Below are 15,020 nucleotides of genomic sequence, written 5' to 3'. Positions count from 1 at the left end.
GAGGGGGCTTGCTCCCGATGGCATTGTGTCAGTTAACGATGTTTTCACTGAACCACTGCCATCGGGAGCAAGCCCCCTCCCACAGTTGATGGGTTTCAAGCCTGATCAGGGGCTGTAGTACCCAACCGCCACCATGAAATGTCCGGTCTTGCGCAAGTACGCATGTTTGTTTTCCACCTTGTCGGTGACCGGGTTTTTCCAGCGGTATTTGTATTCACTCTGGTCCTGTTGGGTCATCAGATGCAGGATCGGCTCGCCGACGGGCTTGCCGTCCGGGTCCTTGATCTTGCTGAAGTCGGTGTTGACCAGTCGCAGGTTGGTGCCGTGGGCCACATAGCGCCGGGTATCCAGGTCCACTACGAACACATACAGATCATCCTGCAGGAACCCACCTTGCAGTGAGTTGATGGCCTTGAGCGTACCGGCCTCATCCTTAACCAGCGCCTTCACCGCCTTGTCGCGCAGGGCTCGCGCTTGTTCCGGAGTCGCCCGCGGCAAGTAGTAACCCACCGCCAGGATGCGCTGGCCCACGCGCTGATAGAACACATGCTTGTGTTCGACCTTGCCATCGTTCCAGTTCTGCCAGCGGTAGTCGGCCTGTTGGATACCTTGGCCTTCGGGGGTGGCCAGCGCCTGTTTGAACGAGGCTTGCAGGTCCGGGCCGAGCTGTTCGGACACGTTGCGACCGATCAAGGCGGAAGACGGCCCGCCGCTGGCCAGCAGCACGCCCTGGGTGTCGACCACGAACACGTAGCGGTCGTGGTCGATAAACTCGCCCTGGCGGCTGAACGCGGCCAAGGCCTTGTCGCCGTTGCTCTGATAGTAAGCCAAGGCTTTTTCCAACAGGGCCTTGGCGGCCTGGGCATCGTCATTCGCAGTGGCTGTGTGCACCGGGCCGAAACACAACAGCAGCAGCCAGGTGAACCGGAGTAGTCCCTTCATTACCCATCCTCTTCTTATCAGTGTGACAAGAGCGTAGACGGCTGCGGCTCAGGGTGCCGCCAACCACTGGCTGACAATGCCTTCGTACTCCCCGGTGGCCACGCTCAGGTGCAGCCATTGGTCGACGTAACTTTTCCAGGCCACATCATCCCGGGGCAGCAGGAAGGCTTTTTCGCTGTACTGCATCTGCCGCTCCGGGTTGACCGCGCACAGCCCGGGCTTCTGTTTTTGCTGGTAGCGCGCTTCGCTGGCGTCGGTAATCATCACGTCGGCCTTGCCCGCCAGCAGTTCGTCGAAGATCGTCACATTGTCATGCAGGCGGATCTGCGCCTGGCCCAGATGGGCGCGGGCGAACACTTCATTGGTGCCGCCGGCCGGCTCGATCACCCGCACCTGCGGCTGGTTGATCTGTTCGACGCTCTGGTAGCGTTGCACATCGGCGCAGCGCACCAACGGGATCTTGCCGTCGACGCCCAGCGGTTGGCTGAAGAAGGCTTTTTTCTGGCGCTCCAGCGACACGGAAATACCGCCCACGGCGATGTCGCAACGTTGAGCCAGGAAGTCCGGCATCAGGCTTTTCCAGGTGGTGGGTACCCAGTGGATCTTGGCGTTGAGGCTCTTGGCCAAGGATTCGGCCATGGCAATGTCGATGCCTTCATAACGGCAATCGGCGCGCAAAGCGGAGTAGGGCTTGTAGTCGCCGGTGGTGCACACGGTCAGCGTCCCGCGTTGAAGCACATCGTCCAGGCGCGAATCAGCCAGGGCGTAGGAGGTCAGACTTGCCAATAAACAGAAGGCCAGCGGAGCTTTCATGCGGTCGAGTCCTTGGGGCATGGGCGGGGCGGTCATTATTTCCAGCGAGCCCTGGGATGGCAAATGTTTAGCCGAGCCGCAACCACACTCCGCCAACCCTGAATTGAACACCGGTTGTGCGCATGTGACGCTGGCCGGCATCTACCTCACTGTGATCCGTACATGGATGGTTCCCCCGACACCCACCCCGAGATATCGCCTCGCGCTTTAGTGCCGAGCGGTTCGACGGTCGTCGAGGCGCTGCCGTCCGAACTGGCTTTCTGGGCGCTGTTCCATTGCCGTCACGCCCGCCCACCGGATACCTCTCTCCTACGTTGATTCGCCCCATGGATGACGCGCACCTGTGCGCATCTGCCCGGCGGCGCCTGTGCGCCTGCCTGATACAAACGTATGAGAATTGCCATGAGTGTTTTTGCCAGCCTGCACGAAGCCCAAGCGTTCCTTGAACATAACCCGGACATCGAGATGTTCGAGCTGTTTATCCTCGACAACAACGGTGTACCGCGCGGCAAGTTGCTGCACCGCGATGAACTGCTGGCGGTGTACCAAAGCGGCCGGCCGCTGCCCAGTACCATCCTTGGCCTGACCATCAACGGTGATGACGTGGAAAACTCCGGGTTGGTGTGGGATGTCGGTGATATCGACTGCCGCGCCTACCCGGTCAGCGGCAGCTTGCAGCGGATGCCATGGCGGCTGATCCCGACGGCGGCGGTGCAAGTCAGCATGCACCCCACCGAAGGCTTGCCGGCCACCGTGGCCGACCCCCGGCATTTGCTGGCCAAGGTCATCCAGGGGTTGAACGCCGATGGATACTACCCGGTGATGGCGGCGGAACTGGAGTTCTACCTGCTCGACCAGAAGCCCGACCGCAACGGCCGCCCGCAACCGGCGCGGGATGCGGACGGCAGTCGCCCACGCTCGACCCAGGTGTATGGCCTGCGCGAGCTGGAGCAGATCGAGCCGTTTCTCGCCGACCTCTACAGTGCCTGCAAATTGCAGGGCATCCCGGCGCGTACGGCGATCTCCGAATATGCCCCGGGCCAGGTGGAAATCACCCTGGAGCATCGCGCCGATGCGTTGCAAGCCATGGACGAAGCGGTGCGCTACAAACGCCTGGTCAAGGGCGTGGCTCACCGACACGGCATGACCGCCTGCTTCATGGCCAAGCCGTTCGACGACCTGGCGGGCACCGGCATGCACATGCACGTCAGCCTGGCGGACGCCCAGGGTCACAACCTGTTTGCCAGCGACGCGGCCGACGGCACACCGCTGCTGCGCCAGGCGGTGGGCGGCATGCTCGGCACCTTGCTCGACTCGCTGCTGATGTTCTGCCCCAACGCCAACTCCTACCGTCGTTTCCAGACCAACAGCTACGCGCCGCTGGCCGCCACCTGGGGGGTGGACAACCGCACTGTCAGCCTGCGCATCCCTGGCGGCCCGGCGAACTCGCGCCATATCGAGCACCGCATCTGCGGCGCCGATGCCAACCCTTACCTGGCTGCCGCCGCGATTCTGGCCGGTATCCATCGGGGCATCCGCGAACAATGCGACCCCGGCGCTGCGGTGCAAGGTAATGGCTACGCCCAGGCCACGCAGCTCCTGCCCACCGACTGGCTCACCACCCTGCGTGCATTGGAAGCGTCAACCTGGGCACAGGAGGCTTTCGGCCGTGAGTTCCTCGGGGTGTTCCTGGCGGTCAAGCGCGCCGAATATCGTCAGTTCATGGGGGAGGTGGGTGAGCAGGATTGGCGCTGGTACCTGAACCAGGCCTGAAGGGCGTTTTAGTCGTGACGGTTTCGACCTTTTTTTCACGTTGCGATGGTTAAGCTGTGAATCAAGGACGCTTACTACCGTTTCGCTTACATGAGCCCGCGATGTCGCCACATTCACCATCCTCCATCGAGATCGAATTCACCGAGCGCTGTGACCGTGAACATGCCCGGGTGTGCGGTGACACCCGTCCGCCAAGGCTGTTGCAGCGCCTGGCCGCGTGGCGGACTGCGCGGCTGGTGCGCCATGCGTTGAGCGTGGCCGGCGAGCCGGGGCTGATCCTCGACCTAGCCTGCGGCTCGGGGCGGTTCTGGCCGGTGCTGGGCGAACACGTCAACCGGGTGATCCTGGCCTCGGACAGCTCGCAGGCCATGCTCGACCACGCCCGCACCCATCATCCGGCGACGTTGCTCAAGCGGATCAAGACCTTCCAGGGATCAGCGTTTTCCATTGGCTTGTCGGCGAATGCGGTGGACTGCATTTTCTGCCTGGAATTGTTTCGCCACGTCCACGACAGCGAGGTGCGCCTGGCCTTGCTGCAAGAGTTTCATCGGGTCAGCCGTGACACGGTGATCGTCTCGGTGAGCGCACGCGCGCCGGTGGAGGGCGAATTCCGTCAGGCCGGTTTCAAGATCCTGAATTACCAGGAATTCCTCCCAGGCTCCCAGTTATGGCGGGTCTACGTTCTGCGTAAGAGAGGATAAGTCCCGCTCGTCGGACTATTCTCCATTTCTTGTCGGAGTTTTCATGATCGTGTGTGCACTGCGAATGCTCGCAAGCCCCTTTCGCGATATATACTGCGCGCCATTCTTCAAGGGAGAGCCGTGTGGCCATCGATATTCACTGGATCTGCGACAACGATAGCCTCGGCCAGCATTGCGCCGAATGGCAGCAGTTGCCATTCGTTGCCCTCGACACCGAATTCATGCGGGTCGACACTTTTTATCCCATTGCCGGGCTGATCCAGATTGGTGATGGCGTCCGCGCTTACCTGATCGACCCCCTGACCATCGACAACTGGCAACCGTTGGCCGCCTTGCTGGAAAACCCAGCGGTGATCAAGGTGGTGCATGCCTGCAGCGAAGACCTCGAAGTGCTGTTGCGCCTGACCGGCAGCCTGCCGGTGCCGTTGTTCGACACCCAATTGGCCGCGGCCTACCTGAACCTTGGTTTTTCCATGGGCTACTCGCGCCTGGTGCACGCCGTGCTCGATATCGAGTTGCCCAAGGGCGAGACCCGCTCGGACTGGCTGCAGCGGCCATTGTCCGAGACCCAAGTGAGCTACGCCGCCGAAGACGCCGTGCACCTGGCCGAGGTCTACACGCGCCTGCGCCCGCAACTGTCTGCCGACAAGTACGCCTGGGTGCTGGAAGACGGCGCCGAACTGGTGGCCAACCTGCGCCGCGAAGTCGACCCGTACGAGGTGTACCGCGAGGCCAAGCTGGCGTGGAAACTGTCCCGCGCCCAGCTGGCGGTCCTGCGCGAACTGTGCGCCTGGCGCGAACAGCAGGCCCGCGCGCGTGACCTGCCGCGCAACCGCATCATTCGCGAACATTCGTTATGGCCCCTGGCCAAAACCCAGCCGGATAACCTCGCCGCCCTGGGCAAGATCGAAGACATGCACCCGCGCACCGTGCGTCAGGATGGCCAGTTCCTGCTGGACCTGATCAAACGTGCCGCTAGCGTGCCCGCGGACCAATGGCCGCCTGCCGTTGCAGAACCCTTGCCGGTCGAGGCTGCCGCGCTGATCAAAGCACTGCGTGCCCAGGGCCAGGCGTTCGCCGAACGCCTGGAGATGGCGCCGGAACTGATGCTGCGCAAGAAAACCCTCGAAGCCCTGGTCAAGAGTGGCTACCCCGATGGGCCTTACCAATTGCCAGACTCGCTGCGTGGCTGGCGCCGCGAGTTGATGGGCCAGGCGCTGCTTGACAGCCTGGCCACTGCCGGAGAACAGCCTTGAAACGTATTTGCTCCATCTACCGCAGCCCAAAACGTGCCGGCATGTACCTCTACGTACTCAAAAGCGATGCTTTGGAGCGCGTGCCCGAGGGTTTGGTCACGGTGTTCGGCAAGCCGGTGCACGCGTTCGACCTGGTGCTGACGCCCGAGCGCAAGCTGCAACAGGAAGACATCGTGCAAGTCCTGGAAAACCTCGACAAGCAGGGCTACCACCTGCAAATGCCGCCGGCCGAGGACGAGTACATCGAACACTTGCCCGAAGAGCTGCTGCGCCGCAACGACCCGGTGTAATCGATCAGTGCCCGGTTCAGGGCACCTTCTTCCATGGACTCGTATTAGTTGGCGGTGGCCGTAAGGATGCGGGCGGCCGTCTGCACTGTTTTTGAAAGGTTTGAACCATGCGTGTTCTGATTGCTGAACAGGATCACCCGCTCTACGCCCAACTGCTGCGCGCAGCGGCTCCGGACCTTGAAGTATTGACCAGCGGCGATTCCGCCGAACTGTCGCGCCTGGCCGCCGATTGCCCGGTGTGGCTGGGCCAGCCGGACCTGCTGGCGACCCTGTTGCGTCAGGGCCACCAGCCGCAATGGTTGCAATCGACCTGGGCGGGTATCACGCCGCTACTGGCCGAAGGCTTGCCGCGCAACTATCGCCTGACCCGTGCGGTCGGCATCTTTGGCCAGGTCATGGCCGAGTTTGTACTCACCTACATGCTGGGCCATGAGCGTGAAGTGCTGGCGCGGCTGGTCAGCCAGGTCGAGCGCAAATGGGACAACCGCCTGGGCCAGAGCCTGGCGGGGCGCAAAGTGCTGGTAGTCGGTACCGGCGATATCGGCCAGAGCGTGGCAGAGTTTCTGTTGCCGTTTGGCGTCGAGCTCTACGGTATCGCCAGCACCGCACGTGAGCAGGCGCCATTTATTGAAGTGGCCGCGCTCGATCAATTGGGCCGGTTGGTGGGGGAGGTGGACTACGTGGTCAACCTGCTGCCCAACACGCCCGACACCCATGACCTGTACGACGCGGCGCTGTTCAAGCAATTCAAGCCGACCGCGTTGTTCATCAACGTCGGGCGCGGCGTGGCGGTGGTCGATGCCGATCTGGTCGAGGCGTTGAAAGAAGGGCACCTGGCCGGCGCGGTGATCGACGTGTGCCGCCAGGAACCGTTGCCGCAGCGCCACCCGTTCTGGACCGCCTGGGGCCTGCTGCTGACCGGGCACAGTTCGGCGCCGACGTCGCCTGCGAAGATGGTGGCGTTGTTTGTGCAGAACCTGCGGGCGTATCAGGCCAAGCAGGCGTTGCGCGGGGAAGTGGATTTCGCGCGCGGTTACTGACTGCACTCGGAACACATTGTGGGAGGGGGCCTGCTCCCGATGGCCTGCGTAGCAGGCCCATTTTTGAGGCCGCTGCGCGGCCTATCGGGAGCAAGCCCCCTCCCACAGTGACCGCGTTAATCTTTAACTGACTGGCATCAGGGCTTGCCCCTTCCACATAGCGTCAGAGGCTGAAGTCACCCTCGCAGATCAGCTCGCTCAACGGCCGGCGCGAGCTCGGCGCTTCACGGCCTTGCAGGTATTCAGGCAAGGTCGATTTATCGCCCAGTTTGCCCACGGCCACGGCGGCGTGCAGCGCATAACCTTGCGGAATCTTCAGCTCCTTGCGCGTCAGTTCCTGATCGAAGCCGGCCATGCCGTGGGTGTGCCAGCCGGCGAGACTGGCTTGCAGGGCCAGGTGACCCCAGGCAGAACCGGTGTCAAAGGTGTGCCACAGTGCCGGGGTTTCTTCGCTGGCGCCGGGGGCGATGAAGTCGGTTTTCGAGGCGATGATCACCAAGGCCGACGCGTGCTGTGCCCAGCCCCGGTTGAATTCATTGAGCAGGCTCAGGAAGCGCTCCCAGTTCGGCGTGTCGCGACGCGCATACAGGAAGCGCCACGGCTGTGAGTTGTAGGCCGACGGTGCCCAGCGTGCGGCTTCGAAAAAGCTCAGCAGCGTCTCTTGCGGAATGCTTTCGCCGGTAAAGGCCCGGGGCGACCAGCGGTCGGTGAATTGGGTGTGAATCGGGTAGTCGGCAACACGGCTCATGGGCAAGTTCCTGATCGTCAATTCGGTGCTCAAAGCTACTGCGCGGCGACTAGACTGACAAGTCTGGTCGCACCGCCAGTCGTAAGCGCTTGGCCCCAAGGGGCTTGGGCACTAGACTGGCGGCCTTTTCACCGATGATGTTGATGTAGAGCCATGGCCGCCAAAGTCGAACCTTTCTGGATACGCAAAACCCTTGAACACCTCGACCAGGAGGAGTGGGAGTCGTTGTGCGACGGCTGTGGCCTGTGCTGCCTGCAAAAGCTCGAGGATGAAGACGACAACAGTGTTTATTACACGCGTATCGCCTGCAAACTCCTCGACTTGAAAACCTGCCAGTGCACCGACTACCCCAACCGTCGCGCCTCGGTGCCTGATTGCATCCAGCTCACGCCGGGCCAGGCTGATCAGTTCAAATGGCTGCCGCCGACCTGCGCCTACCGCCTGGTCAGCGAGCGCAAAGACCTGCCGCTGTGGCACCACCTGGTCTGCGGTGACCGCGATGCGGTCCATCACGAACGCATTTCCCAGTCCGGGCGCATGCTCAGCGAAGGCAGCGTGCCCGAAGACGACTGGGAGGATTACCTGATCTTCCGTGCCGGTTGACCAAGGAGTGTGTATGCGGGGGGGAACCAAGCTGGCGGCAAGCCTGGTGTTGCTGGCGCTGAGCATGTCGGCGTGGTGTGCGAACAAAGTCGACCTGGATTATCACGTCAAGTTGCTGCCCCAGAGCGATCAGGCCGAAGTGCGCGTGAGCCTGTCCCAAGGCTCGGCGGTGCGCAGCCTCAACCTGGACCTGGGGCGCGCGGGCGATTACAGCGATTTCAAGGCCGACGGTCAGTGGACCGTCACCGGCAGCCGCGGCCTCTGGCAGCCCAGTGCCGACAAGTCCAGCCTGACCTACCGCGTGCGCCTTACCCATGCCCGCAAGCCCGGTGTCTATGAAACACGGATGACGCCCAACTGGGCGCTGCTGCGCGGTGAAGACCTGGTGCCAACCGCTCGGCTCGACCAACAGGACGGAACCGAGTTGGTTTCGCGCCTGGTGTTCGAATTGCCCTCCGGTTGGAAGAGCATCGAAACCGCCTGGCCGCGCATCGGTAAAAACAAATTTCGCGTCGATAACGTCTCCCGCCTGTTCGACCGCCCCACCGGCTGGATGCTCGCCGGCACCCTCGGCAGCCGTCGCATACGGCTGGGTGCAACCGAAGTCACCGTGGCCTCGCCCAAGGGCCAGGGCATGCGCCGCATGGATGTTTTGACGCTGCTGACATTCGTCTGGCCGCAAGTGGAAGCGGCGTTTCCGCGCCATCCAGCGAAACTGTTGATCGTGGGCGCCAACGACCCGATGCGCCGGGGCGTGGTGGCATCGCGTGATTCGATCTATCTCAGCAGTCGCACGCCACTGGTCAGCGAAAACGGCAGCAGCCCGCTGATCCGCGAAGTGGTGCAGGCCATCGGCCGCTTCAATGATCACGACAGCAGCGATTGGATTCGCGAGGGCCTGGGCGAGTATTACGCGATCGAGCTGATGCGGCGCGCCGGAGGTATCACCGATGAGCGCTACGCGGCCATACAGGCGCGGTTGGGCAAGGACGGCAAGGGCGTCAGCACATTGCGCGGCGAGCACATCAGCGCCGGGGCGGTGGCCCAGGCGGTGCTGCTGTTGCAGGAGCTCGACCGCGAAATCCGCGTGAAAACCCACAACAAGCGTTCGCTGGACGATCTGGCACAAGCGGTCATGCGGGTGAACAGCATCACCACTGCGCAGTTCGTGCAATTGGCTGAAAGTGTGATCGGCGAGTCGTCGGTGGTGCTGGAGACCAAGCTGTTGCGTTGATCCCCAGTCATGTACCGATCAAAGTGTGGAAGGGGGCGGCGATTAACCAGCAGTCTTGGTGGCTTTTTCTGCGGCGACTTCCGCCTTGGTCTTGAGGTTCTTCAACTCTTGGCCGGCACGCTCGATCTTCGTGCGCACGCTGTTCATTTCCTGGCGACCCTGCTCCAGCTTGTCCTTGAGCGAGCTGTGCCCGGTAAAACCACGGACCAGCGCCACGCCGCCGATTGCCACTTGGATCAAGCCGAAAATCCCGCCACGGCGCAGGCCTTTGCCGACCATCATCACGCCGCCGGCCACCGAACCGATACGTTCCCAGCCGTGCACGTTCTGGGTGGGCTGTGTGTCGAGTGGGGCGTGTTCGATCGCCGGTCGCAGGTATTTGCTGTCGCTCATGATCTCTCTCCAACAAGGGCAAGTGTAAATAGCTGACTGTTTGCACGCGCCGGATGTTCCCGGAAAATTAATACTTGGGGCCTGAACGGGTGTTGTTGCCCTTGGCCAGGCGATCGTAGAGCACCACGTTGACCGTGGCGGCGAGGTTCATGCAGCCGGTAGTCGGGATGTACACCACGTCCTCACACCAGTCACGAATCTCTTTGTCGAGGGAGCCATCTTCGGGGCCGAAGATGTACAGCGCGCGGTCGGGGTGAGTGTATTCGGGCAGCGGGCGGGCGCCTTCCACCAGTTCCACGGCGACCGGGATACAGCCCAGGGGCAGGATCTTTTTCAAGTCATCGATGCCGATCAGGGGAATGTCGTGGTGGACCTTCTTGGTATCGGTGATGAAGTCCCGGGCGCGCTCGTAACGCACGCCGGTGTAGAACACCGAGGCCACGCCGTAGCAGCCGGCGGCACGCATCACCGAGCCGACGTTCTCGGGGGATTTGGGGTTATACAGACCGATGCAGCTGTAGCGTTTATTGCCCACGGGAAAATGTGCCTTGCAGAAAAACCGCGATTATACGGCCTCGGCCTGCTGTAGTGCTTGGGCGATCGCTATCGGGAGCAAGCCCCCTCCCACATTTGATGGGGTGAATCCCGTCAAATATGGGAGGGGCGGTGCGAAGATTCGACTTGCTCCCGATGAGGCCGGCATCGACAACCCCTATTTATCAGTCGTCCTTCTTCATCAACCCGGCCAACGCCGCAAACGGGTTATGGGTGGCCTTGGCAATGGTCGGGCTGCTGGTGGAGCCGTCGCCGAAGTACTGCTGGTCGGTGTAGCGCGAGTGTTCGTTGTCGTGGCAATACAGGCACAGCAGCTCCCAGTTGGAGCCATCCTGGGGGTTGTCATCATGGTTATGGTTGCGGTGGTGTACTGTCAGTTCACTCAAGCGTTTTCCGGAAAACTCCCGGGCGCAGCGACCGCATACGTGTGGGTACATCTTCAAGGCTTTGTCGCGGTAGCCCATTTCCCGGTCGCGCTGGGCGTCGGCGAGGATGCGATCCAGCTTGGCGGTGTGGGAGGGCGGGTTGGTCGAGCTCATCATGGCTCCTGGCTATTTGCGGGTTCACGGATAGGGTTGATTCTAGCCGCTCGCGCTGTAAATGACTGCTTCACTTTACATACAAGGATCTGAAACTCATGCGTCTGCATTCATGGATTGTTGCGTTACTGCTGTGTGTCGTCACCGCCCAGGCCCAGGCGTTCTCCACACCCAAACCGGGGCAGGTGATCGAGGTTGCCCTTGAACAATTGCACCCGACTCAGGCTGTGGTGGGTTTTGACCAGATCTACTACAGCCTCGGCTTGTTCGCCGACAAGCCGGCCAAGGTCTTCGATGAGTACTGCGAGACCAATGGCCAGGGCGCCGCCGACAAAGTGCCGAAAAAGGCCGACCTGCACCAACCGAGCAGTTTCACCTGCAAGGACCCGGTGGGCGCCCATCCCGAAGACATGAAAACCGTGGTCGTCGGCCCGGCCGGCCAGTTGTACCTCACCGACGGTCACCACAGCTTCACCACCTTGTGGGAAGTGCCCGGCGGCGGTCCCAAGCTGAAAATGTGGGTCAAGGTCACCGATGATTTCAGCGGCAGCCCGGACATGGCAGCTTTCTGGCAGCGCATGCAGGCGTCGCGCAAGGTCTGGCTCAAGGACAACCAGGGCCAGGCGTTGTCGCCCGCGAAATTGCCGGCGCACCTGGGCTTCAAGAACCTGCAGGACGACACTTTCCGCAGCCTGGTGTATTTCACCCGCAAGGCCGCCTACGGCAAGCCGGACGATGGCGCCATCGCGCCGGAATTCCTGGAGTTCTACTGGGGCAACTGGCTGCGCACCCAGATCGACCTGGGCGCCTACAACCTGGACAAGAAGGGCGGCTACAAGGATGCCATTGAAGCGGTGGCCAAGCGTATGGTCAGCCTGGCACCGGGCTCACCGGTCGGTGACAGCGGTTTTACCGCACATCAACTGGGCGGCATGACCCAGCTGGACCGCAACGAGCTGGAAAAGACGTTCGACAAGAAAGTGCCGTACGTGATCGATTACCGCAAGTCCCTGAACTGACCCTCTGTGTTCAACCTTTGATTTTTTCCGCAATCCAGATGGTATGCCGGGTGCCCTTGTTGCCATGGGCAAAGACTTGCACTTCTTCGGCCTTGAACCCGGCCTTGCGCAGTTTGTCGCTGAACAGCCTGTCGGCGCTGGCCGACCACACGGCCAGCACGCCTTTGGGGCGCAGGGCCTTGGCGCAGGCGGCCAGGCCGGCGGCGGAATACAACCAGCTATTGGCCTTTTGCGTCAGGCCTTCGGGACCGTTGTCCACATCGAGCATGATCGCGTCAAAGCCCTGGGGCTCGGCTTGCAGCACCTTGGCCACGTCCTCCAGGCGGATCACCGTGCGCGGGTCCAGCAACGGGCGCCCGGACTTTTCCCCGAGCGGGCCGCGGTTCCACTCGACCACGCCCGGTACCAACTCCGCGACCACCACTTCGGCCGTCTTGCCCAGGTGCTTGAGGGCCGAGGCCAGGGTAAAGCCCATGCCCAGGCCGCCGATCAATACGCGTGAACCCGCACGGCCGGCGACCTTGCGGCAGGGAATTTCCGCCAGCGCATCCTCGGAGCCGTGCATGCGCGTATTCATCAACTGGCCGCCATCGCCCCCCTGAATCTTGATGACGAAATCCTCGCCATATTCGAACAGGCACAAGGCACCGCCGTTGTCGGGGATTGGGGTGGTGTCCAGCAGAACGAAACGTTTCATGGAAATCTCATTGAGAAGGGCATTCTTGCGCGGTTGGGAGTAGCCTTACGGTATTCCGGTCAGGCCATGGAGCCATCGATGAAGTGCAACATTCTAACGGCCATTGTGCTGGGCGCGCTCACATTGGGTACGGCGCAGGCGCAAGAGGCGCAAACCGTGCCGGTCGCACCCGCGCCAACCCCAGGTGCCCCGGGCACACCGACCCCCACGTTGTATCCGCAAGTCAGCCCGCCCGCCGCGCCCAAGGCCACTGTCAACGGCTCGCCCGCGCTGGAGCCGATTGTGTTGCCCACGCCGCCGAAAGACCAGACGGTGCCTGGCCTGCAACAGAGCGACAGCAAGCCGAAGACGCCCGGCGGTTAGGCCAACCCCAGGGCCTTGAACACAAAACCGTATTCAAGCGCCACGTCACGCAGTCCCTGGTACCGGCCACTCATGCCGCCATGGCCGGCGCCCAGTTCGGTCTTGAGCAGCAGCAGGTTGTCGTCCGTCTTGGTGTCACGCAGCTTGGCCACCCACTTGGCGGCTTCCCAGTACTGCACGCGGCTGTCGTTGTAGCCGGCGATCACCAAGGTGGCCGGGTAGGCTTGCGCGCTGACGTTTTCGTAAGGCGCGTAAGCCTTGAGGCGTGCGTAGACCTCGGGCTCTTCAGGGTTGCCCCACTCGTCGTACTCGGTGATGGTCAATGGCAGCTCCGGGTCGAGCATGGTGTTGAGCACGTCGACGAACGGCACTTCGGCAATCGCCGCCTGGAACAGCTCCGGGCGCTGGTTGAGTACCGCGCCGATCAACAGGCCACCGGCGCTGCCGCCGCTGATCGCCAATTGTCTGGATGTGGTCAGGCCCTGGGCGATCAGGTGCTCGGCGCAGGCGATAAAGTCGCTGAAGGTATTCTGCTTGTGCGCCTGCTTGCCGTTGCGATACCACGCTTCCCCCAGCTCGCCACCGCCGCGCACATGGGCAATGGCAAAGGCGACGCCACGGTCGAGCAGGCTCAGGCGCGCATGCGAAAACCACGGGTCCAGGCTCGAACCATAGGCGCCGTAGCCGTAGAGGTACAGCGGTGTGGTTTTACCGAGCTGGTCACGCTTGACCACCAGGCTGATCGGCACCTGGGTGCCGTCGACGGAGGTCGCCCACAGGCGCTGGCTGACGTAGTCATCGGCGTTGAATGCGCCGAGCACCGGGGTCTCCTTGAGCACCGTTTGCGCGCCTGTCGCCAGTTCGAGCTGACGGACCTGGGCCGGGCGATTCAGCGCTTCGTAGCGCAGGCGGATCTTGTCGCTTGGAAATTCCAGGCTGTTTTGTACGTAGAGGCTATAGGCAGCGTCGGGTAATTCCACGCGGTACGTCGGCATGCCCTGAGGGTGCACTTCGATCACCGGCAGGCCGCCGATGCGCAGGCTGAGGGTCATGGCGCCGGCGTTCAGGCTCACACCGTCGAGCATGACCTCGTCGCTGTGGGGGATCAGGTTCTGCCAGTCGGCCTCGTCGGGCACGCTGCCGGTGTCGGCGGCGACGAACAGTGCGTAGTTGATGCCGTCGCGGTTGCTGCGGATAAACCAGGTCCACTCGCCGTCACGCTGGCCGTGGTCGACATCGTATTCATGGTCCTCGACCCGTGGCGCCAGGCAGGTGAAGTCCTGCTCTGGGTGGTCGGCGTCCAATGCCCAGGTCTCGCTGGTGGTCTTGCTGCCCAGGGCCAGCAGCAGCTGGCGCTCGGAGCTGGAGCGGTAGCAATGCAGGAAGAAACGTCCGTCGGGCTCGTGGAACACTTCCTGCGCCGCCGTGCCGTCCAGGCGATAGCGATACAGTTTGTGCGGGCGATGGGTATCGTCCAGTTCGCCGAAAAACAGGGTCAGGCTGTCATTGGCCCAGGTCATGCTGCCGTCGCAGTTTTCGAACTCCAGTTCGCTGACTTTGTCGGTGGCCAATTCCTTCACGTACAGGGTGTAGATCTCTTCACCGCTGGTATCCACGCTGTAGGCCAGGCGCTGATGGTCCGGGCTGATGCTGAAGGCGCCGAGGGAGAAGAAACCACCCTTGGCCAGCGCGTTGGGATCAAGCAGCAGCTCTTCGCTGCTCTCATCCACTTGGTGACTGTCATCCGCCGGGCGGCGGCAGCGATAGTGGCGAGCGTATTCGTCACCCGCGGTGGTCCGTGTGTAATACAGGTACGGTCCCCAGGGCGAGGGCAGGGAGAGGTCGGTTTCCAGGATGCGCCCCTTGATTTCTTCGAACAGGGTTTCGCGCAGGGCTTTCTGGTCGGCGAGCTGTGCTTCCTGCCAGGCGTTTTCAGCCTTGAGGTAATCGAGTACCTCGGGGTTGTCACGCTCTTGCAGCCAGGCGTAAGGGTCTGGGCCTTGACCCTTGCGGGCAATCGGGGCGGTCGCTATAGGCATGGAATACTCTCCGTC

Annotated in this window: 17 protein-coding genes; 9 read left to right on the top strand and 8 right to left on the bottom strand. The window is 62.3% G+C overall.

Features of this window, described 5'->3' with window-relative positions:
* Window positions 1-105: 105 nt before the first annotated feature.
* Both MJP36_RS22730 and MJP36_RS22725 read right to left on the bottom strand, forming a co-directional pair.
* Window positions 106-942: a cache domain-containing protein gene (locus MJP36_RS22730; RefSeq protein ID WP_090366194.1), complete on the bottom strand. Its 837-nt coding sequence runs from the start codon at window positions 940-942 to the stop codon at window positions 106-108.
* 48 nt (window positions 943-990) lie between these two features.
* The gene (locus MJP36_RS22725) at window positions 991-1,755 is read right to left on the bottom strand and encodes a transporter substrate-binding domain-containing protein (protein WP_244384044.1); all 765 of its coding nucleotides are present in this window, start codon (window positions 1,753-1,755) and stop codon (window positions 991-993) included.
* Window positions 1,756-2,157: 402 nt separating this feature from the next.
* On the opposite strand from MJP36_RS22725, the gene MJP36_RS22720 reads away from it, so the two are divergent.
* From MJP36_RS22720 to MJP36_RS22700, 5 genes are all read left to right on the top strand, one after another.
* Entirely contained in the window at window positions 2,158-3,528 is a 1,371-nt protein-coding gene (locus MJP36_RS22720) for a glutamine synthetase family protein (protein ID WP_244384043.1), read from the top strand.
* 101 nt (window positions 3,529-3,629) lie between these two features.
* Window positions 3,630-4,229: a class I SAM-dependent methyltransferase gene (locus MJP36_RS22715; protein WP_244384042.1), complete on the top strand. Its 600-nt coding sequence runs from the start codon at window positions 3,630-3,632 to the stop codon at window positions 4,227-4,229.
* Window positions 4,230-4,351: 122 nt separating this feature from the next.
* Window positions 4,352-5,485: a ribonuclease D gene (gene rnd, locus MJP36_RS22710; RefSeq protein WP_090366191.1), complete on the top strand. Its 1,134-nt coding sequence runs from the start codon at window positions 4,352-4,354 to the stop codon at window positions 5,483-5,485.
* A complete protein-coding gene (locus MJP36_RS22705; RefSeq protein ID WP_060753109.1) occupies window positions 5,482-5,775 on the top strand; it encodes a YcgL domain-containing protein in 294 nt (97 codons plus the stop codon). Before rnd ends, MJP36_RS22705 begins: the two co-directional genes overlap by 4 nt.
* A gap of 107 nt (window positions 5,776-5,882) precedes the next feature.
* Window positions 5,883-6,815, top strand: coding sequence for a D-2-hydroxyacid dehydrogenase (locus MJP36_RS22700; RefSeq protein ID WP_104995809.1), 933 nt, complete (start codon window positions 5,883-5,885; stop codon window positions 6,813-6,815).
* Between the two features lie 163 nt (window positions 6,816-6,978).
* Here the strand turns inward: MJP36_RS22700 and MJP36_RS22695 are convergent, their stop codons facing one another.
* Complete coding sequence (locus tag MJP36_RS22695; RefSeq protein ID WP_060753111.1) at window positions 6,979-7,563, bottom strand: nitroreductase family protein; 585 nt, start codon at window positions 7,561-7,563, stop codon at window positions 6,979-6,981.
* A gap of 153 nt (window positions 7,564-7,716) precedes the next feature.
* Between MJP36_RS22695 and MJP36_RS22690 the strand changes: the two genes are divergently transcribed.
* Together MJP36_RS22690 and MJP36_RS22685 are read left to right on the top strand one after the other, a co-directional pair.
* Complete coding sequence (locus MJP36_RS22690; RefSeq protein WP_060753112.1) at window positions 7,717-8,166, top strand: YcgN family cysteine cluster protein; 450 nt, start codon at window positions 7,717-7,719, stop codon at window positions 8,164-8,166.
* A gap of 13 nt (window positions 8,167-8,179) precedes the next feature.
* Complete coding sequence (locus MJP36_RS22685) at window positions 8,180-9,400, top strand: hypothetical protein (RefSeq protein WP_161549691.1); 1,221 nt, start codon at window positions 8,180-8,182, stop codon at window positions 9,398-9,400.
* Window positions 9,401-9,442: 42 nt separating this feature from the next.
* On the opposite strand, the gene MJP36_RS22680 is transcribed toward MJP36_RS22685, so the two are convergent.
* From MJP36_RS22680 to MJP36_RS22670, 3 genes are all read right to left on the bottom strand, one after another.
* A complete protein-coding gene (locus MJP36_RS22680; RefSeq protein ID WP_244384041.1) occupies window positions 9,443-9,793 on the bottom strand; it encodes a YgaP family membrane protein in 351 nt (116 codons plus the stop codon).
* Between the two features lie 67 nt (window positions 9,794-9,860).
* The gene (locus MJP36_RS22675) at window positions 9,861-10,328 is read right to left on the bottom strand and encodes an RNA methyltransferase (RefSeq protein ID WP_003189607.1); all 468 of its coding nucleotides are present in this window, start codon (window positions 10,326-10,328) and stop codon (window positions 9,861-9,863) included.
* Between the two features lie 184 nt (window positions 10,329-10,512).
* Complete coding sequence (locus MJP36_RS22670) at window positions 10,513-10,887, bottom strand: YajD family HNH nuclease (protein WP_010212122.1); 375 nt, start codon at window positions 10,885-10,887, stop codon at window positions 10,513-10,515.
* A 98-nt stretch (window positions 10,888-10,985) separates the two neighbouring features.
* Between MJP36_RS22670 and MJP36_RS22665 the strand changes: the two genes are divergently transcribed.
* Window positions 10,986-11,906, top strand: a complete 921-nt coding sequence (locus tag MJP36_RS22665; protein ID WP_060753116.1) for a ParB/Srx family N-terminal domain-containing protein — start codon at window positions 10,986-10,988, stop codon at window positions 11,904-11,906.
* 10 nt (window positions 11,907-11,916) lie between these two features.
* On the opposite strand, the gene MJP36_RS22660 is transcribed toward MJP36_RS22665, so the two are convergent.
* Entirely contained in the window at window positions 11,917-12,603 is a 687-nt protein-coding gene (locus MJP36_RS22660) for a spermine/spermidine synthase domain-containing protein (protein ID WP_060753117.1), read from the bottom strand.
* A 78-nt stretch (window positions 12,604-12,681) separates the two neighbouring features.
* On the opposite strand from MJP36_RS22660, the gene MJP36_RS22655 reads away from it, so the two are divergent.
* Window positions 12,682-12,966 (top strand): hypothetical protein, encoded by a 285-nt coding sequence (locus MJP36_RS22655; protein ID WP_060753118.1) that lies wholly within the window; start codon window positions 12,682-12,684, stop codon window positions 12,964-12,966.
* Here MJP36_RS22655 and MJP36_RS22650 read toward each other — a convergent pair.
* Window positions 12,963-15,005 (bottom strand): S9 family peptidase, encoded by a 2,043-nt coding sequence (locus MJP36_RS22650; protein WP_244384040.1) that lies wholly within the window; start codon window positions 15,003-15,005, stop codon window positions 12,963-12,965. The two genes, MJP36_RS22655 and MJP36_RS22650, sit on opposite strands and share 4 nt — an antisense overlap.
* Between the last annotated feature and the right edge of the window lie 15 nt (window positions 15,006-15,020).

Source organism: Pseudomonas palleroniana (genome assembly GCF_022836895.1).
Lineage (GTDB): Bacteria > Pseudomonadota > Gammaproteobacteria > Pseudomonadales > Pseudomonadaceae > Aquipseudomonas > Aquipseudomonas palleroniana.
The sequence above is the reverse complement of the archived record's forward strand: the minus strand, read 5'-3'. Positions and strand labels throughout refer to the sequence as shown.